Annotated in this window: 15 protein-coding genes; 7 read left to right on the plus strand and 8 right to left on the minus strand. The window is 28.3% G+C overall.

The features are described from left to right. Nucleotide 1 precedes the first annotated feature (1 nt). A complete protein-coding gene (locus CXF68_RS16075) occupies nt 2–499 on the minus strand; it encodes a hypothetical protein (protein ID WP_101046136.1) in 498 nt (165 codons plus the stop codon). Nucleotides 500–909: 410 nt separating this feature from the next. Between CXF68_RS16075 and mnmE the strand changes: the two genes are divergently transcribed. Continuing rightward, nucleotides 910–2,304 carry a tRNA uridine-5-carboxymethylaminomethyl(34) synthesis GTPase MnmE gene (mnmE, locus tag CXF68_RS16080; RefSeq protein ID WP_101046137.1) on the plus strand — a complete coding sequence of 465 codons (1,395 nt, stop codon included), beginning with the start codon at nt 910–912 and terminating at the stop codon, nt 2,302–2,304. Nucleotides 2,305–2,890: 586 nt separating this feature from the next. Here mnmE and CXF68_RS16085 read toward each other — a convergent pair. Then, nucleotides 2,891–3,706 (minus strand): hypothetical protein, encoded by an 816-nt coding sequence (locus CXF68_RS16085; RefSeq protein WP_101046138.1) that lies wholly within the window; start codon nt 3,704–3,706, stop codon nt 2,891–2,893. A gap of 331 nt (nt 3,707–4,037) precedes the next feature. Between CXF68_RS16085 and CXF68_RS16090 the strand changes: the two genes are divergently transcribed. The 6 genes from CXF68_RS16090 (at nt 4,038) to CXF68_RS16115 (ending at nt 12,428) form a co-directional block, all read left to right on the plus strand. Next, nucleotides 4,038–4,451, plus strand: a complete 414-nt coding sequence (locus CXF68_RS16090; RefSeq protein ID WP_101047561.1) for a hypothetical protein — start codon at nt 4,038–4,040, stop codon at nt 4,449–4,451. 108 nt (nt 4,452–4,559) lie between these two features. After that, nucleotides 4,560–8,288: an efflux RND transporter permease subunit gene (locus tag CXF68_RS16095; RefSeq protein WP_101046139.1), complete on the plus strand. Its 3,729-nt coding sequence runs from the start codon at nt 4,560–4,562 to the stop codon at nt 8,286–8,288. Next, a complete protein-coding gene (locus tag CXF68_RS16100) occupies nt 8,285–9,502 on the plus strand; it encodes a TolC family protein (RefSeq protein ID WP_101046140.1) in 1,218 nt (405 codons plus the stop codon). The genes CXF68_RS16095 and CXF68_RS16100 overlap by 4 nt, the downstream gene beginning before the upstream one ends. Nucleotides 9,503–9,506: 4 nt before the next feature. Next, on the plus strand, nt 9,507–10,238 hold the full coding sequence (locus CXF68_RS16105; protein WP_101046141.1) for a heavy-metal-associated domain-containing protein: 732 nt from the start codon (nt 9,507–9,509) through the stop codon (nt 10,236–10,238). 2 nt (nt 10,239–10,240) lie between these two features. Next, entirely contained in the window at nt 10,241–11,998 is a 1,758-nt protein-coding gene (locus CXF68_RS16110; protein WP_101046142.1) for an efflux RND transporter periplasmic adaptor subunit, read from the plus strand. A gap of 28 nt (nt 11,999–12,026) precedes the next feature. Then, nucleotides 12,027–12,428, plus strand: coding sequence for a heavy-metal-associated domain-containing protein (locus CXF68_RS16115; RefSeq protein ID WP_101046143.1), 402 nt, complete (start codon nt 12,027–12,029; stop codon nt 12,426–12,428). 398 nt (nt 12,429–12,826) lie between these two features. Here CXF68_RS16115 and CXF68_RS16120 read toward each other — a convergent pair whose 3' ends face one another. The 6 genes from CXF68_RS16120 to CXF68_RS21125 form a co-directional block, all read right to left on the minus strand. After that, on the minus strand, nt 12,827–14,173 hold the full coding sequence (locus CXF68_RS16120; protein WP_101046144.1) for a DUF3526 domain-containing protein: 1,347 nt from the start codon (nt 14,171–14,173) through the stop codon (nt 12,827–12,829). A 2-nt stretch (nt 14,174–14,175) separates the two neighbouring features. Then, nucleotides 14,176–15,621 (minus strand): DUF3526 domain-containing protein, encoded by a 1,446-nt coding sequence (locus tag CXF68_RS16125; protein WP_101046145.1) that lies wholly within the window; start codon nt 15,619–15,621, stop codon nt 14,176–14,178. 5 nt (nt 15,622–15,626) lie between these two features. Continuing rightward, nucleotides 15,627–18,116 (minus strand): TonB-dependent siderophore receptor, encoded by a 2,490-nt coding sequence (locus tag CXF68_RS16130; protein WP_101046146.1) that lies wholly within the window; start codon nt 18,114–18,116, stop codon nt 15,627–15,629. A gap of 98 nt (nt 18,117–18,214) precedes the next feature. Continuing rightward, a complete protein-coding gene (locus tag CXF68_RS16135) occupies nt 18,215–18,907 on the minus strand; it encodes an ABC transporter ATP-binding protein (RefSeq protein ID WP_101046147.1) in 693 nt (230 codons plus the stop codon). Nucleotides 18,908–19,072: 165 nt separating this feature from the next. Beyond that, nucleotides 19,073–19,405 (minus strand): hypothetical protein, encoded by a 333-nt coding sequence (locus CXF68_RS16140; protein WP_157821969.1) that lies wholly within the window; start codon nt 19,403–19,405, stop codon nt 19,073–19,075. A gap of 209 nt (nt 19,406–19,614) precedes the next feature. Further along, entirely contained in the window at nt 19,615–19,740 is a 126-nt protein-coding gene (locus CXF68_RS21125) for a hypothetical protein (protein ID WP_255398693.1), read from the minus strand. Nucleotides 19,741–20,219 lie beyond the last annotated feature (479 nt).

The raw sequence follows: 20,219 nt of genomic DNA on the forward strand, positions 1-20,219 counted from the left end.
TTTACCTTAAGTTTGGGTTTCGTACAAATGTTTTTAACATCGTAGATGCAACTAGTTTGTTACTAGCTACTGATATTACTTCAATCTGAGAACAATTCCACCTTTCAACAGCTGTATTCTCTAGTGCTTTTACTTCTACTTTAAAACGATATGACTGATTAGGATTAAGTGTAATTTCTTTATTTAAAATTGACACTAATGGGTCTTCTTTTAATTCTAAAGAAAAATTTAAGCTTACATTTTCTTTTAATATATCATTACTCGAACAACTTTCTTTTAGCTCTGTAACACCTATTTTGTAAGTACTTTTTATATTCGTATTATTGGTAAGAACTAAATAATATTTTAGTGTTGAATTAGGTGAAATAGATTTAACATTTCTATTTTTTATAACTTTTAATTTAGCGCTACAGTTCTTCGCTTCTACAAAGTTAGGTTGCTGTGCATTTACAAATAATGTGTATGTAAACACAAATAACAAAAAAGTAATTTTATCCATAATTTTCTATTTATCAAACATTTAAAATCTCTATTTTTTATTTTTTAGAGAAAAGGGATATATAAAAAAGGGGTATACAATTACATGTCTATTTGTTACATTATAAAAATGATACAAACAGATTGGGGCACATTACTATTTTCTGGGGGGGGTAATAAAAATTTAACAAAACGTACATTTACATTATAAAAATGCAAAACACATATTGGGTATTATTAAATTTTTGTGGGGAGAGGGGGTAAAAATACTATTAGGGAAATAGTACTTTATATGGTTATAACTTTTTAAAGTTGAGCAAATGTAACATTTCTTTTTAAAAAAGTGTTAAAAAAAATAAAAAAAAATATCTCATTTAAAAATTACTCTAAAATAAATGTCTTTTTTTGATTGTTAATAGGTAATTTTGCGGTATGATTCAAAACGACATTATTATCGCATTAGCAACACCAGCGGGTGTTGGTGCCATTTCTGTTATTAGACTTTCTGGTGAAAACGCTATTACTACTGTTAATAATTTTTTTAAACCTGTTACTCCTAAAAAAAAATTAACAAACCAGAAAACACATACTATTCATTTAGGGCATATTGTAAATAATAACATTATAATAGATGAAGTTTTAGTTTCTGTTTTTAAAAACCCGCGTTCTTACACAGGTGAAGATGTTGTTGAAATTTCATGTCATGGCTCTAGTTTTATCCAGCAAGAAATCATTCAATTATTTTTACAAAATGGTTGTAGAATGGCTGATAATGGAGAGTTTACCATGCGTGCTTTTTTAAATGGTAAAATGGATTTAAGTCAAGCAGAAGCCGTAGCTGATGTTATTGCTTCAAATTCTGCTGCATCTCATCAAATGGCGATTCAACAAATGCGTGGTGGAATTACCAATGAATTAAAAGAACTTCGAGTTCAGTTATTAGATTTTGCTGCACTAATTGAATTAGAGCTAGATTTCTCTGGAGAGGATGTTGAATTTGCAGATAGAACAAAATTTAAAGAATTAGTAGCCAAAATCACCTTTGTTTTAAAACGATTAATCGATTCTTTTGCTTTTGGAAATGCTATGAAAAATGGTATTCCCGTTGCAATTATAGGAGAACCTAATGTTGGTAAATCAACACTTTTAAATACTTTACTAAACGAAGAAAAAGCCATTGTTTCTGATATTGCGGGTACTACACGTGATGCTATTGAAGATGAACTAATTATTGATGGTGTTGCTTTTCGTTTTATTGATACTGCTGGTATTCGTGAAACAGAAGATATTGTAGAAAATATAGGTATTAAAAAAGCGTATGAAAAAGCAGAAAATGCTCAGTTAATTATATTTTTAATTGATTCTAATAAGTTTTCTCATTCTAGTGAAGATTTTTTACAAGAAATTGAAACAATTAAAGAACGTTTTCCTAATAAACGCTTGTTAGTTATTGCAAATAAGATTGACACTTTATCGTGTCATGATGCTTCGATCTTACAATCTGAAATTGAAAACTTAATTTTACTTTCTGCGAAACAAAAAACAGGTATTAATGAATTAAAGGCTGTATTAACTTCTTTAGTTAACACAGGGGCATTAAGTAATAATGAAACGATTGTTACTAATTCTCGTCATTTTGAAGCCTTAAATAATGCTTTAACAGCAATTTCTTCTGTACAGCAAGGAATTGACTTAGATATTTCTACCGATTTATTCTCTATTGATATACGTGAATGTTTACGTCATTTAGGTAATATTACTGGTGAATACGATGTTGATAAGGATATTTTAGGCCATATTTTTGGTAATTTCTGTATCGGAAAATAGATTTTATTTTATAGTACTTTGTTTTTTTGGTTAAAAGCAAAATATTAGGTTCTATATTCAAACCTGAATATGGTTTTTCAAACGAATTAGAACCTATAGTTAATTCTAAAAAAACTATTTTTAAAATATGAAATATTCAAAAATCCAAATTGATTGATTGATTGATGATGTATAGTTAAAAGCAATTGATAATTGTTTTAATAATCTAAACGGGGATTATGACTGGATTAATAAATATAATTAAAGTTCTAAATGATTTTTACTTTAGTAATAAATACCATTCAATCATTTTAGCTTCACAAAATCCTCACTAAGTCGCATTCCCATTCCTTAGTTCAAGTATTTGCTTGTCTCGTTTCGTTAAAGTTATTTTTCATATTTAAGAACATCTAGTAGAGTTTTAAAATGGGCTGTAGAACAAAATATTTAAATAAAAAATGTTGATAAACGATTGACTAAATATCTATATAGTATAGATAAAAAATAAATCTAATACTTAGGAAAGGAAAAAAATATCCTTTTTACTTTTTCGAAAACTCTAAAGAACAATATTCTATAAAAAATAAGTGGTAAATTTAATTTTAAATTAATCAAAGTACTCAATCTTTCTCTCTTTTATTAATTGTAATTCAGAATCATATGTAGTACTACATTTAATCCAGTTGCCTAAATCATCAAAATCCAAATAATTTATAATTACTGATTTTTTGGATTTTGATTTTCCTTCAATAAAGGTTTTTTCTATACTTATTATTAAACCATTTTTATTAAAAGTATTAACTATTATTCTTTTATTGTTAATTCTTCTAGGATCCGTTTTACTGAAATATTCTTTTTTAATTGAATTTTTATTGTATTTAAAAATTTCATAGAAAATTCTCCCCTCTATAGTTTCTGTTGTCTTTTTAACTATTAGATTTTGATTATTATATTCAAAAGAAGTTATATCTAATTTACCTTTTGCATAGAATTTTTCTTGATTTATTCTATTTTTGGAATCATAAACATAAAGCAATGAATCCCTAAGATTTAATTTACCTTTTTTAAAACTATAAATATATTTTTTTATACAATTATTCCCATTGTAAAAGAAAATTGTATCACAATCTACAGTACCTCTAAGAGAGCCTGTAACTTTAATTTTATTATGATCTCCATTATAATAATAATCCTCTATATATTTTAAATCATTAGATTTCCTTAATATATCACCTTTCTTATTAAAATTATAACTATCAAAGGTATTAGTTCCATCTATATTATTTTTTAAAATAGTAGAAGTAATTTTTTTTACTTCTCCCTTCAATTTTAACCTTTCTAAATCATTTTCAATTTTTATTATATCATTTTGACTTTGACAACTGGTAAAATTAATTAATAGAATTACGATAAATAGTTTCATTTTTATTTTTTAATTCAAATATAAGAATATAAAATTAACCAAAAAAAAACAAAATCTAACACCACTACTCCACACCGAAACGCTAAACACACTGTAAATACTGGGGTTATTACTTTCTGTATCAGAAAATATATTTTGTTTCATTTTATAGTACTTTGTTTTTTTTTGGTGACTTTACCACCCTAAATTATATTTATATTCATTTTCATCAACTCTACTCATACTAATACTAATACTGAAATTATGTGAAAAATTTGGAATGTATGTTATAATTACATCTTTAAGGCTTAATTAATACGCTATTAATTAATTTCATACCTTTGTAATAATGATTAAACAAGTATTCCATAAAATAATCTCAATATCAATGGCTTTTGTAGTGCTTCTCTCTACAATGTCATTTACTATTGATATGCATTACTGTGGAGGAAGTTTAGTAGATACTGCAATATTTCAAAAAGCAAAAACTTGCGGAATGGAAATGCAAAAATCACAAACTAAAAATTGTTCAATCACGAAGAAGAATTGCTGTAATGATAAACAGACCGTTATTAATGGTCAAAATGAATTGAAATTATCTTTTGATATACTTTCTTTTGAGCAACAACAATTTTTAGCTTCATTTATCTATACCTACATCAACCTTTTTGAATGTGTTGATGAAAATATTAGTTCTTACAGAGATTACTCTCCTCCTTTGGTCGTCAGGGAAATATACAAACTTGACGAAACTTATTTAATTTGATTTTTAAACAATAGACTGAAATATCCTATAACTGCAATGTTATAAGGATTATTTGTTGTACTCGGTGTTTTTCTAACACTAATTTCTAACTGTTTAATAATAAATGCAATGCTAAATAAAAGCATCAAATTTCTAATAGAAAATAAACTTGTATCAGTTTTATTACTCTTACTTTTTGTGGGCTGGGGAACTGTAAATGCTCCTTTTAATTGGGACATTCCGTTTTTACCAAGTAACCCTGTTGCTGTAGATGCCATTCCTGATATTGGCGAAAATCAGCAAATTGTATTTACCAAATGGGATGGTCGTTCTCCACAAGATATTGAAGATCAAATTACGTATCCTTTAACCACTTCCCTATTGGGTATTCCTGGAGTTAAAACAATTCGTAGCTCTTCTATGTTTGGGTTTTCAAGTATCTACATCATTTTTGAAGAAGATATCGAGTTTTACTGGAGCAGAAGTAGAATTTTAGAAAAACTAAACTCATTACCAAGTAATTTATTACCAGAAGGTGTGAATCCTGCTTTAGGACCAGATGCGACTGGTTTAGGTCAAATTTTTTGGTACACACTTGAAGGCCGTGATGAAAAAGGAAATGTTACTGGTGGCTGGGATTTACAAGAATTAAGAAGCATTCAAGATTATTATGTAAAATACGGATTGTCATCTGCAAGTGGTGTTTCTGAAGTTGCCTCAATTGGTGGTTATGTTCAAGAATATCAAGTAGATGTGAATCCTGAATTAATGCGACAATATAATATTGGTTTACATCAAGTTGTAAAAGCTGTTAAAAGTAGTAACCAGGATATTGGTGCGCAAACTTTAGAAATAAATCAAGCTGAATATTTAGTTCGTGGGTTAGGTTATATAAAGTCTATTGAAGATATTGAAAATGCTGTTGTTACTTCCGAAGATTTTACTGCTATCAAAATAAAAGATATTGGTAAAGTTTCTTTAGGTCCAGTAGCAAGAAGAGGATTGTTAGACAAAGAAGGTGCAGAAGTTGTTGGTGGTGTTGTAGTTGCAAGATATGGAGCAAATCCTATGAAAGTAATTACGAATGTAAAAACTAAAATTGAAGAATTAAAAGGAGGATTACCAACTAAAGTTTTAGCTGACGGACGAACATCTCAATTAACAATTGTTCCTTTTTATGATAGAACAGAATTAATTGAAGAAACTTTAGATACACTTAAAGAGGCATTAACATTAGAAATTCTAATTACTATTTTGGTAATTATTGTAATGGTTTTTAATCTTCGAGCTTCAATTTTAATATCTGGCTTATTGCCAGTTGCAGTATTAATGGTTTTTGTTACCATGAAGCTATTTAATGTTGATGCAAATATTGTAGCACTTTCAGGAATTGCAATAGCGATAGGAACGATGGTTGATGTTGGCGTCATACTCGCCGAAAACATGATTCGTCATTTAGATGATAAAAAGTTACAAATTAGTGAAGATGGTACAAAATATACAACAGACGAAATAATTTACAATGCAACTGCAGAAGTTTCTGGAGCAATATTAACAGCCGTTTTAACTACAATTATCAGTTTTGTTCCTGTATTTACAATGATTGGTGCAGAAGGAAAATTGTTTAGACCTTTAGCTTTTACCAAAACAATGGCTTTATCTGCATCTTTGGTAATTGCTTTATTTATAATTCCGCCTTTTGCTGCTTATTTATTCAGAAAAACAACACTTAAAAATTCATTTAAGCATCTTATAAATATCGCTTTAATAAGTATTGGAATAGTAATTATAATCAGTGGTCATTGGTTAGGAATCATTCTAATTGCTTTTGGAATTAATGGTTTATTAGTTGTTTTAGGAAAGTTGAACAAGAAAAATAGCAACCTTATAAACATCATAGTTTCTTGCATTGCTATTATATTTTTACTTGCAGAGTACTGGAGACCATTAGGTTTTGACAGAAGTATATTTATAAACTTAATTTTTGTAGCTATTATTTGTTTTGGTTTTTTAGGAATATTTTCTGTTTTTAGAAAATATTATACGCGAATTCTAAAATGGGCTTTGGATAATAAAATCTTGTTTTTAATGATTCCTACAGCTGTTCTTATTTCTGGAGGTTGGATCTTAAATAATACTGGAAAAGAATTTATGCCATCTTTAAATGAAGGTTCATTCTTATTAATGCCCACTTCATTACCACATTCTGGTGTTGCAGAAAATAAACGGGTTTTACAACAGTTAGATATGGCAGTTGCCACCATTCCTGAAATTGAAACCGTGGTTGGTAAAGCAGGAAGAACCGAATCTGCTTTAGACCCTGCACCTTTATCTATGTATGAAAATATGATTCAGTATAAATCTGAATACATGCGCAATTCAGAAGGAAAAAGGCAACGTTATAAAATAAATAATGAAGGTTCTTTTGAATTAAAAAACGGACAGTTTATTCAAAACCCTAATAATTCTGAAAATGCAAGTTTTACGAAACTTGAACACAATCAACTTATTAAGGATAATGATGGCGAGTTCTATCGTAATTGGAGACCAAAAATAAATAGTCCAAATGATATTTGGAATGAAATTGTAAAAGTTACCAAACTACCAGGTGTTACTTCTGCTCCAAAATTACAGCCTATAGAAACAAGGTTGGTAATGCTACAAACAGGTATGCGTGCGCCAATGGGAATAAAAGTAAAAGGGCAAGATTTAAAGCAAATTGAAGCTTTTGGATTACAACTAGAAAACTTTTTAAAACAAGCAGAAGGTGTTAAAACAGAAGCCGTTTTTGCTGATAGAATTGTAGGGAAACCGTATTTACTGATTGATATTGATAGAGAAAAAATTGCACGTTATGGAATTTCTATTGAAGATGTTCAGAATGTTTTAAAAGTTGCAATTGGTGGAATGCAATTAACACAAACAGTGGAAGGAAGAGAACGTTATGGAATTCGAGTTCGCTACCCAAGAGAATTACGTAACAATCCTGAATCTATAAAAGACATTTATATTCCTGTTGAAAAAGGAAGCCCTGTTCCTTTAAATGAGTTGGCAACAATTAGGTATGAACAAGGCCCACAAGTAATAAAAAGTGAGGATACTTTTTTAGTTGGCTATGTTTTATTTGACAAGTTAGATGGTTTTGCTGAAGTTGATGTGGTAGAAAATGCGCAAGAACTGTTTCAACAAAAAATAGATTCTGGTGAATTAACTGTTCCAAAAGGCATCAGTTATAAATTTACAGGAACTTACGAAAATCAGTTACGAGCAGAGAAAACATTATCAGTTGTAGTTCCATTAGCATTGGCTATTATTTTCTTGATTTTATACTTCCAGTTTAAATCGGTTACCACATCATTAATGGTTTTTACAGGAATTACAGTGGCTTTTGCCGGTGGTTTTATTATGATTTGGTTGTATGGGCAAGATTGGTTTTTCAATTTTAGTTTTTTGGGAGAAAATATGAGATCTCTCTTTAATATGAAAACAATCAATTTAAGTGTGGCAGTTTGGGTTGGTTTTATTGCGTTATTTGGAATTGCAACAGATGATGGTGTTGTAATGGCAACTTATTTAACACAAACATTTAAGCGTGAAAAACCTTCTGATAAAAAAAGTATTAGAGTAGCCGCTTTACAAGCTGCAGAAAAACGAATCCGTCCTTGTTTAATGACAACTGTAACTACAATTTTAGCATTACTACCAGTTTTAACTTCTACAGGAAAAGGAAGTGATATTATGATTCCGATGGCAATTCCAATTTTTGGAGGAATGGTCATTGACATTACCTCTTATTTTATTGTGCCAGTTTTATATAGTTGGCGAGAAGAATTCAAATTAAAAAAATCTAAAAAATGAAAAATTTAATTTTTACACTAATAAGTTTTTTAGCTTTTGGTTTTTCAAATGCACAAGAATTAAATGTACTTATTGAACAGGGACTAAAAAATAATCCAGCAATTCAAAAAATTGAATTACAATATAATATTGCTTCCGAAAAAGTAAACGAAGTTAACACGTTACCAAATACTGAATTTGGTGCTGGATATTTTGTAAGTGAACCAGAAACAAGAACAGGTGCGCAGCGTTTTAGAATTTCTGTAAAACAAATGTTACCTTGGTTTGGTACAATTACTTCAAGAGAAAATTATGTTTCTTCTATGGCAGATGCTAAATATGAAGATATTGTTATTGCCAAACGGAAGCTAATTTCTTCTGTTTCGCAATCCTATTATAACTTGTATACAAATAAAGCAAAGCAAAAAGTATTAGAAGAAAATATAAAACTACTTGAAACTTATGAAACATTAGCATTAACATCAGTTGAAATTGGTAAAGCTTCTGCTGTAGATGTTTTACGATTGCAAATGCGTCAAAATGAAATGGAGCAATTATTGGCAATTTTAAATCAACAGTATTTAACTGAACAAACTACCTTAAATAAGTTGTTGAATCGTGATAAATCAATTTATATAACTGTTGTGAGTGATTTAAACTTTCCCAGTGAAAATTTTGATATTAATATAGATAATTTATCTGTGCACCCTGAATTATTAAAATATGATAAATTGTATCAATCTATAGAAAAATCAGAATTATTAAATCAGAAAGAAAGTGCTCCAATGATTGGTTTCGGTTTCGATTACATTAATGTTACTAAACGCCCAAATATGAGTTTTAGTGATAATGGTAAAGATATTTTTATGCCAATGGTAACAGTATCCATACCTATTTTCAACAATCGTTATAAATCAAAAACGAAGCAAAAAAACTTACAAAAACAAAAAGTTTTAGCACAGAAACAGGAAAGAAAAAATAAATTAGAAATGTTTTTAGACAAAGCAATAAACAAACGAACTTCTGCAAGAATAAGTTATAAAACACAAGCTAAAAATTTAAAGCAGGCTAAAAATGCAGAAGAAATTCTAATTAAAAGTTATGAAACAGGAACGATTGATTTTAATGATGTATTAGATATTCAAGAGTTACAATTAAAGTTTGAAATGAATCAAATTGCATCTATTAAATCCTACTTCATACAAACCACAATTATTAATTACTTAATTCAATAAAAAAATGACACATACATATAAAATTACAGGAATGACTTGTGGAAATTGCAAAGCTTCCGTAGAAAAATATTTAGGTGAAATTGATAATATTACAAATATTTCTGTAAACCTAGAAAAAGGAGAAGCAGAAATCACAATGAATAAATACATAAAAACCAATATTTTAAAAGATGCTTTACCCGAAAAATATATTCTATCAGAAAAAAAGGAGCGTAAAGAAAAAATCTCAGCAATAGATTTTGAAGCAGTGTCTGAAAAATCAAAATTTGAGCAATTAAAACCACTGTTTTTAATCATATTTTATATAACAACGGCAAGTATTTTATTAAACTATAAAGATTGGAATTGGAACGAATTTATGCTCAACTTTATGGGCTTATTTTTCATCGTCTTTAGCTTTTTTAAAATGTTAGACTTAAAAGGGTTTCCAGATTCTTTTAGAATGTATGACCCTTTGGCAAAAAAGATTCCTTTTTACGGAAAAATTTATCCTTTTATAGAAACCGCTTTAGGTTTAATGTTTCTATTACATTATGAAATAAATATTGCTTTAATAATTACGCTAATTGTATTAAGTATCACTACAATTGGTGTTACAAAAACACTTTTAAGTAAAAAAGCAATTAAATGCGCTTGTCTTGGTACTGCTTTAAAATTACCAATGACAGAAGCCACATTTATAGAAAATACCATAATGATTGTGATGGCAAGTTTAATGCTTCTAAACATCTTTTAAATATGAAAAAGTATATAATTTATATAGGTTTTATAACTATTGGTTTATTATTTGGCTGGTTATTATTCGGAAATCCATCAGCCGAAAAAATAGAACATGAGCATTCTCAAACAGTAGAAAAAAAACAGCTATGGACGTGTTCTATGCATCCGCAAATTATGAAATCAGAAGCTGGTGATTGTCCTATTTGTGGCATGGATTTAATTCTTACAGAAAATAGTTCTGAAGGTTTAATGGCAGACCAATTTAAACTGACAAGAAACGCAATAGCTTTGGCTAACATTCAAACTTCTATTGTCGGAAATGATAAAATAGAAGATAATACCATTAAATTATCAGGAAAAATTGTAGAAAATGAAGAAGCTAATACTGTTCAAATCAGTTATTTTTCGGGGAGAATAGAACGTTTAAATATTAACTCTAAAGGTGTAAAAGTTAGAAAAGGTCAACTATTAGCAACTATTTATTCACCAGAGTTATTTGCCGCACAACAAGAATTAATTACAGCTTCGTCTTTAAAAGAAACCCAACCTGCATTATACAAGGCTGTTCGTAATAAATTAAAATTATGGAAACTCTCTAAAAATCAAATCAATAAAATTGAAACGTCAGGTAAAGTAAAAGAAAATTTCCCTGTCTATGCTACTGTATCAGGTACCGTTTCAGAAAAATTAGTAGCAGAAGGAGAATCTATTAAACTAGGGCAACCGTTGTTTAAAATAGCAAATCTAAATACAGTTTGGGTAAATTTTGATATTTATGAACACCAGATTGATTTGTTTAAAAAAGGACAAGACATTTTTATAATAACAAACTCAACTAAAAAAATTAGTGCAAAAGTAGATTTTATAGATCCTGTTTTAGATTCTAAAACAAGAACTGTAAAATTAAGAGTTGTGCTTAATAATAGAAATGATGATTTTAAACCAGGAATGTTTGTTGAAGGAAAAATTAAAGGAATCAATTCGAATGAAGGAGAAGTTATTTCTATTCCGGCATCAGCTGTTTTATGGACAGGAAAACGTTCTGTTGTATATCTAAAACCGAATGATAATGAACCTATTTTTGAAATGCGTAAAATTACATTAGGAAATAGAATCGGAAACAATTACGAAGTTTTACAAGGTTTAAAAAAAGGAGATGAAATTGTAACAAATGGGACTTTCACTGTTGATGCCGCTGCTCAATTACAAGGCAAAAAATCAATGATGAACAAGAAAGGCGGTAAAGTGATGACTGGTCACGAAAATCATCTTGGAATGAATAATAATTCAACAGTTAATAATTTCAATAAAAACGAAAGGATAGAAGTCTCAGAAGAGTTTCAAAATCAACTAAAAACAGTTTTTAATGATTATATCCAATTAAAAAATGCTTTGATTAAAGGTGATACTAATAAAGTAATAAGAGCATCAAAAAAGATAATAGAAAATGTTTCTAAAATTGATATGAAATTACTAAAAGACAATAAAACCCATAGAAACTGGATGTCTTTAGAAAAAGAAATAAAAGCAGCTACAACTTCAATTTATAAAACAATTGATATTGTAGAACAAAGAAGTCATTTCATACAACTATCATCTAGTTTAATCACTACAGTTCAACTATTTGGAATTAACGAGAAAGTTTATGTTGAATTTTGTCCAATGGCAAATAGTAACAAAGGTGCTTATTGGCTAAGTAAAGAAGAAGTGGTAATGAATCCTTATTATGGAAATGCTATGTTAAAATGTGGGGAAGTAAAACAAATTTTAGACTAATAAAAATCAATAATTAAATTTTAATCAAATGAAAAAAATAATTTTAAGTTTAGTAATTATTACAGCTACAATATTTACAAGCTGTAAAAATGAAGGCAAAAAAGAAACGAGTACGAACAAAACTGAGGTTTCTAAAGAAATAGCAAAAACAGATATTACCTTTGGTGTAAGAGGAAACTGTGGTATGTGTAAAAGTACTATTGAAAAAGCTGCAAATAATATTGAAGGTGTATCAACTGCAACTTGGAATGTAGATAAAAAGAAAATTGAGGTGTCTTTTGATAATGCTAAAACAAACGTTATGGCAATTCACAAAGCTATTGCAGCTTCTGGTTACGATACAGAAAAAGCAAAAGGAAATTTAGATGCGTATAATGGTTTACCTGATTGTTGTAAATATGATCATACTATGGAAATGAGTATCGAATAAAAACAATAGAATATTTCCTTAACAAATACACTGTTAAGGAAATATTTTCTACGTTTTATCTATTTTTTTTAAACAAAAGCTAATGAAGTACTGCACTTGTACCCCACTTCACACTTACGAAACTCTATTAAATAAAGGAAAGTTACATATTGTACCAGGAAATAGATTATATCTCCTTTAATGGTGTTTCCTTTGATTAAATATCAGCGATAAAAAAAGAGATAGTTACGATAACTACCTCCTTATTTATTTTACTACCAATTCAATATTATCAGTTTTAGACTGTATACATCTTTAAAATAGTTGTTTTTAGCTTCTATTAATAATGCTTTGTTCACTTTTACCTTATAAATGAATTCAATTTAAAGTCAATATACTAAAATATATAAAAGCTCTTTTTATGTAAAAAACTTTAAATTCCTAAAAACCCCAAAAACTACTAAAAGTAAGGTAATTAAGGTCATATAAAATATATTTTTAACAAGATTAAACTCAGTTTCAGTTTTAAAAAACACTACTTTATATTTTTTCCAGTCTATAGTATTTACAGCTTCATTTTCAAATATTTTTGGATAAAACTGTAAACGAACACCTTCATGAAATTTTGTTGTTGCATTTAAAAATTTCACTTGATGTGTTAAACCTGTATTCGCTATTTTATTCATAGATAGTTGTACTTGTAAAGGTGGAAAAAACTGTGCTATTTTTGCACTTAAACCTTCTCTGCTTTTTATCTTATTATACATAGCATCTCGTTCATGCTTTGATTCATCATCTCCCATTTGTTGCATCGCATAATACCACAACCATGAAAATCCTTTTTCTTGTACTTTATATTTAGAAAATTGTGGGTAATGTTTATAAAACTTATTTACAGTTTCATTTTTATCTGTATCCCACTTTTTATGATACTCATCTCTTTGTTTTATCGTCATTGTAAAAGCTTCACCTATTGGATATTTGTTAGTTATATAATTATTTATAACTACAGGTAAAAAAACAACCAAAATTAACCAACTAACTAATAATATTATTGCATTAGTATTCGATGTTTTTCTTAACATAATAACAAAAAAACATACAGCAAACCAAAACAGTAAATACAGATAGCTTATAATTATAAGCTGTAAAAAAGCAGTATTAAATGGAATTTCTAAAACTAGCTTCGATAATAAGAATAGTACTCCTAAAATAATAAATACAAAAAACACTCTTATAGATAATTTCATTAGTAAAAACTTAAAAGAGGATTTTCCTTGAGTAGTAATCATTTTCCAAGTCCCTTTTTCTACCTCTTCTGATAAAAGGTTAAAATTTAAAGCTATAATTACCAAAGGAAAAAGAAAGATAATAAGAAAACTCAGGTCTAAATTCCCCGTTTGTAAACGCATTGGATTTACTAAATCCGTATCATATTTTTGCCCTTCTAAATTTAAAATACTAACATTTTGTATATGAGAATTCAAATCACTTTGTCCAATAGAAATCCCCGCTAATGATTGAACAGGTTTAATAAAAGAAAACTTTAAATAATATAATAATAAACCTAAATCATCTTTATGAATATTCGTCTGGGTTGTTAAATGTTTTTGTTGCTGCTCAATAGTTTTTTCTATTGCTACTTGCTTTTGAGATAAAAACTGTTTTCCTGTACTTATACTTAAAACACCTAAAATTAATAGTATGCTAAAAGCTAGTAATACAGTTTTTGATCTAAAGAATTGTTTAATTAATAATCTATACATAATTAAATAATTTTAAAACGATTAGAAAATTTTATCATAACGATAAAAGAAATTATTAACCAGACGCAAAGTGTAATTATTGCTAACAATTGATTATTTATTGTTTTACAAATTGAAATATATTGGTAATTAAATTCCGGTAATGCCTTCCAATGTTCCTTCTTAACAACATGAACCTTACCTTCACTTCCATTAGCTTTATTACTAATAAACTTCATTTGTAAATTATTCATGTATTGAGATTGTTTGTACCTGTAATCTTCTGTTTGTAATAAAAAGTTAACGTATGTTTCAAAATCTACTCCTGAAAAACTCATTGATAAATTTTTTATTGCTAAATATGGATTCATCAACACTAAACTATTTGTTATACTATTTTGCTTCTTATAAGTATTAATTAGCTTTTTATGTTGCTTATTATATATAACAGCCGATTTTTCTTCTCCTTTTCCCATTAAAAAACCACTATAATTAAATGCTAAGTCTTTTACATCTGTAACATTATTTACTTTTAAAATTGAATCACGCAAACTATTAAAATATGGATCGTTTGGATTATGACTGTCTCCTTCTTTTGAAACTTCAGTCTCTATTGCCGCTCTAAATTCAATTTTAGATAAATTAGGGTATGTATAATTACCTAATACTTGAGCTGTTTTAGGTATGATTATAAAAAACAGTAACCATATTCCTAACAGACTTAATAATGCTTTGTTAGAGTTTTCACTCTTAGCTGACACCATTACTGTAATGCAACATAGAATCATAAAAAACAATATGTAAACAATTGTTATTAAAAATGATCTAATTACAATAGCATTACTTAATGTATTACCTTCTAAAAAAGAAATACTCCATAACGATAAGAAGGCTGGCAGAAAAAATAAGCTGGAAACAAGGAACAATCCTAATGATTTACCTAAAAGAACTTCTTTTATATTTGCTCCCTGAACATAAATTATCTTGAGTGTTCCGTTTTCTTTTTCAGATATAACAGATGAATACCCTATGAAGAAAATAATTAGCGGTAAAATCAATTGTAATAGCATAGCAATGTTCAAATCACCAAAACGCACCAATCCTGTAGAGAAACTTGCTTCTGAAAAATTTGCCGTATTTTGCTTATGTGCTTCTAAAAAAACAGCATTTCCTGTATAAGTTTCAATACCTGAATCGAAAACACTTAAAGGGTGCTGCAAACGGAAAACAAATGACCCGAAATGAGCCATTCGATGTGGGTGTTTATCTGGACTATCTTCCCAACTTTCTCTTGAACTTTCTTGATGATGTTCAATAATATGATGGTGTGCCTCAAAAGCATTCCAACTAGTTACTGTTACATAAGTTAAAACAGCTAAAAAAACAGCTAATAGTACTAAAAGACCTTTATTACTAAAGGCCTTTTTAAAAAACTGTTTTGTTATTAAAATAATAACGTTTTTTTTCATATTAATTAAAACTTATAGGTTGTTGTAAGCATAAAATTTTGAGGAGCTCCTGGAAATAAACGTGTATTATTAAGGGCTCCTGTCCAATATACGGTATCAAATAAATTATTTAATTTTAACGTAAATTCAAAATTAGAATTTAAAGGTTTGTAATAAGCAGCTATATCTATTATAGTATAATCAGGTAACTTTAAATCTCTTTGATACCAAGCTAATTTATCACCACTATATTGAATCCCTGAACCTAAACTTACACCTCGTAAAGCACTTGAATCGTTAAAGCTATATTTCGCCCATAAGTTCCCACTCCATCTAGGTGCTGCTTCTGTTCGTTCACCTATTAATGAAGGATCATCCGATTTTACAATTTCCGCATCAACATAACTTCCTGAAGCGCTTATTTGAAGATTTTTTAGAAGTTGTCCATTTACATCAAACTCTATACCCTGACTACGATCTTCACCTCGTTGATTAATTTCGAAGCCTAAATCATTAGTTGCATTGGTATTTATTAATAAAACATTTTTTTGACGGATTCTAAAAGCTGCAGCTGAAGCATTAACTTTTCCATTAAAAAATCTACCTTTTACTCCTATCTCCTCTAAACTACTTGTTAATGGTTTAAATGTACTTAAAATACTTAGCCTATCATTATTCCAAAAGAAATTTGCTACACTAGGCATTAAACCTGTTGTATAAGCATGAGGCTGAAAACCTTCTAAATAGGTTGCATAAACATTTAAGTTATTATTAATTTCATAAGACAACCCAACTCTTGGTATTAATGCATTAAATGTATTTTTACTTCTGTTAGCTGTTCCGTAATTAAAATCATCCTCAAACCATTCATGCCTAAGACTAAATAATAATGAAAAATTATAAAATTTAGCTACATTTTGAATATAAGCTCCATGTGTTTTTAATACTTGAGCAGGTATAGCCCCAGAAAATAGATTATAAGAATTTGTATTTCTAATAATATTAGAAGGATTATTCAAATCAAAAAAACCTGCCGCAGGTAACTTAATATTTATACCGTTATACGCTGTTAAAATTTCATTCCCATCAGCATCTTTTAAGTTACGTCTTACCGAATTTACACCTCCTCCAATAGTTTTATCAAATCGATGTAAATCGTAACCTATTACTGTTTTAAACTCTGCTGCATCTCCTAATTTATAATCAAAATTTAAAAAGGCGCTTATATTATCTGTATTCCAAGATTGTTTTCTTTCTGCATAACGTAATCCTACAAGTCCAGAAACAGGATCCCCGTTCTCATCTTGAACAGCCTTTTCATATCTATGTTCTTGTAAATCTTCACTCCATAACTGTTTCATGTATTTAGCATTCAGTTGAACACCTTCATACAAACGTTGACTAAAGCTTATCGTAGTAATCCACTCTTTTGTCTTATTAAAATCATTTGTAGCTGCTATATTTCTTGAGATAGGAGTGCTTTTTAAATTGAAGTTTTCTCCACCTAATTTTTCAAAAACAGGTTGACCACGATCTAAATTTCCTGTACTGCTATTATAAATCATCTCAACATTTATAGAAGTATGAGCACTAGGCATAAAACTAAAAGACGGAGAAACTAATATCGCATTATTTTGTACTAAATCTCTGAATGATTTTGCCTCTTGCACAGCGGCATTTAAACGATATAATAATGTTTTTTCTTCATTTAATGGCCCTGTAAAATCTAAACCTCCTCTAATAGTATTAAAACTTCCTATTCCAAAAGTTACTTCTTTTCTTTCTTCTGCTAACGGTTTTTTAGTTACGATATTAACAGTACCTCCTGGGTCAGCACTTGAAAAAGTAACAGAACTAGGTCCTTTTACAACTTCAACACGCTCTATATTTTGTGTTAATGGTTGTAAAAAATAAAATTGACGTGTACGCATACCATTTAACACTTGCCCATCTTCATTCTGTGTAATACCTCTGATATTAAAATGATTATACATACTTACTGGTGTAACACTACTTACCCCTTTTACGGCATCTGATAATTGAAAAGCTACTTTATCATCAATTAATTCTTTTGTTACAGTAGCGACAGATTGAGGTAATTCTTTATTTTTAATAGCTACTTTAGTGGCTGAAAAAGAATAGTCACTGTTATAATCTTTACGTTTTCTTCCTATAATTTCAACAGATTGTAATAGCTCTGTAGATTCTTTTAACGAAATTACACCTAAATCTACTTTTTGATTATTTGAAATAGTTACTGTATTATTATACGATTCATAACCAACAAAAGTTATGATTACATTATAAATACCATTTTCTTGTAATACTATAGAAAAGTCCCCATCTGTATTAGACATGATACCTTTTTTATCTTTTTTTTCATTCGAAACAATAACGTTTGCTCCTTCTATTGCTATATTATCTTTATTTACAACTTTTCCTGTAATTTTTACTTGTGAAAAGATTGTTTGTGTAATTAAAAATAAAACTACGAATCCTATGTTTTTGTAATTCATGATTGTTTTTATGAGTTATGGGGTTTGAGATAATTACTCCATTTTTTATATTAATAATAGAGTTGGGTTTATTAAAATTATTTATTTTTTAACTGTTATTAAATAGTCTTTATATATAAATCTTGTAATTCTTGAGCTGTTATTTTTGATGTTTCTGTAGTATGAATTAAACTTCCTTCTTTCATAATTCCTATACGAGAACCAATATTCACCGCATTAAAAATATCATGAGTAGCCATAAATATTCCTACCCCGTTTGCCGACAATTCTTTACATGTTTTAGCAAATTCTACAGATGCTTTTGGATCTAAACCTGAAGTAGGTTCATCCATAAGAATATATGAGGCGTTTTTAGATAATGCAATCGCAATACCTACTTTTTGACGCATTCCTTTAGAATAGGTTCCTAACTTTTTGTGGTACGATTCTTCCTGTAAATTTGCTTGTTTTAAAAATTGGTCTAATTCCTTTTTGGTATATGTAAAACCTGCTAATCGACTAAAGAAATCTAAATTTTCTAATCCAGACAAACTACCATACAACTCTACTGTTTCTGGAATATAGGCTATTGAACTTCTATTAAAATTAGCATCTGAAACAGAAACATTATCTATTAATGCTTCACCAGAAGTTGGCGTTAATAAACCTAAAAAAAGATTAATAGTAGTAGTTTTTCCAGCTCCATTTTGCCCTAGTAAGCAAAATATTTCTCCTGGTTTTACTGAAAGACACAAGTCTTTGAGCGCTGATTTATCATCATAGCGCTTACAAAGCTTTTTTGCTTGTAGCATAATTAAATTTTTAATATGTTAAAATGAAATATTCGTTTTTAGAACACATATTTATTTAAATAAATAAAATATGAGTTCTAAAAAGTTAAAGGATGTATTAAATAAATTATAGGACTAGACCCACCTCTTTGGTGTTTTAAGTAATTTTGTAAAATATCTAGTATGTTAAGCTATAAAGTAAGGTGGTGCTCTTGATTTTTTTATACTAAATACAACAGATGTAAAGCTATTGTCTTTTTCTAAAAAAAAATCGGTTATTAACTTAGGTGCTAATATTGCATAAGTAAAAGTTGGATCTTTAGATAATTCTACATCTAAATAAATATTACATAAAGAACAATCTTTGTTTGTATCAGTTACTTTTTCATATTCTAAAGAAGATGTTAACTGTTCTTTGTTATTTGAATGATGTTCAAAAGAGTGATTAAGAACAACAAGGTGTGTCATCAAGATGATGGCAGATAGTAATAAACTTGTTATTCTTTTTAAATTATTCACGTTGCAAATATATATTGTTTATTTTTATCTAAAAGATAAAATAAATACATTTATTTTTAGAGATAGAATTGAAACGAAATTTGATACCACTACCCCATTCCGTTTACTATAAAACTTTATTGTTCTAGATTACTACTTTATATATTGAAAAAGAAACTAACATCCAAACTTACCTCTCTGAATCTCCAAAATAAAATTCACAATAAATTTTAAACCAATAATTTATCTGCGAAATAATTTAACATGTCTTCAACTTGATTTACATCATCTTTATCTATTGAGACATCAGTTAATTTCGGAAGGTGTTTTGCAAAATATATTTGATTATTAGACATTTCAAATAAATTTGTAGCTAAAGCAAAAGGAAATTTAGATTAGTACAATGATTTAACTAACTGTTGTAAATATAATCATATTATGGAAATGAATATCGAATAAAAGCAATACATATTTACTCCATCCCACTGTTTTGAGTACTTCACTTTCAATTTTTATTGCCTATATGTTACTCAAAGTGTATTTTTGAGTTTCAGCAACAAGTAATTATTGGCTTTAGATAAATTCTGCAACATAATAAGCAGTACCATTAGAATTTATAAAGTCTTTTCTGTGGTATTACAGTTATTACAAGAGATAAAAAAGAAGAATACTCTCCTACTATATAAGTATAAAAAATGTTTAAGCATTAAAGAAAGTTCTCTTTTACTTGATGTAAATAGATAAGTTATTTATAGGGTAATTCAGAAAAAAATTATCAGTTTTAAAAAGATATATTGAAAAATTAATGCTATAAACATTAAACTTATACAAAGAG

It is taken from the genome of Tenacibaculum sp. Bg11-29 (assembly GCF_002836595.1).
Taxonomy (GTDB): Bacteria; Bacteroidota; Bacteroidia; order Flavobacteriales; family Flavobacteriaceae; genus Polaribacter.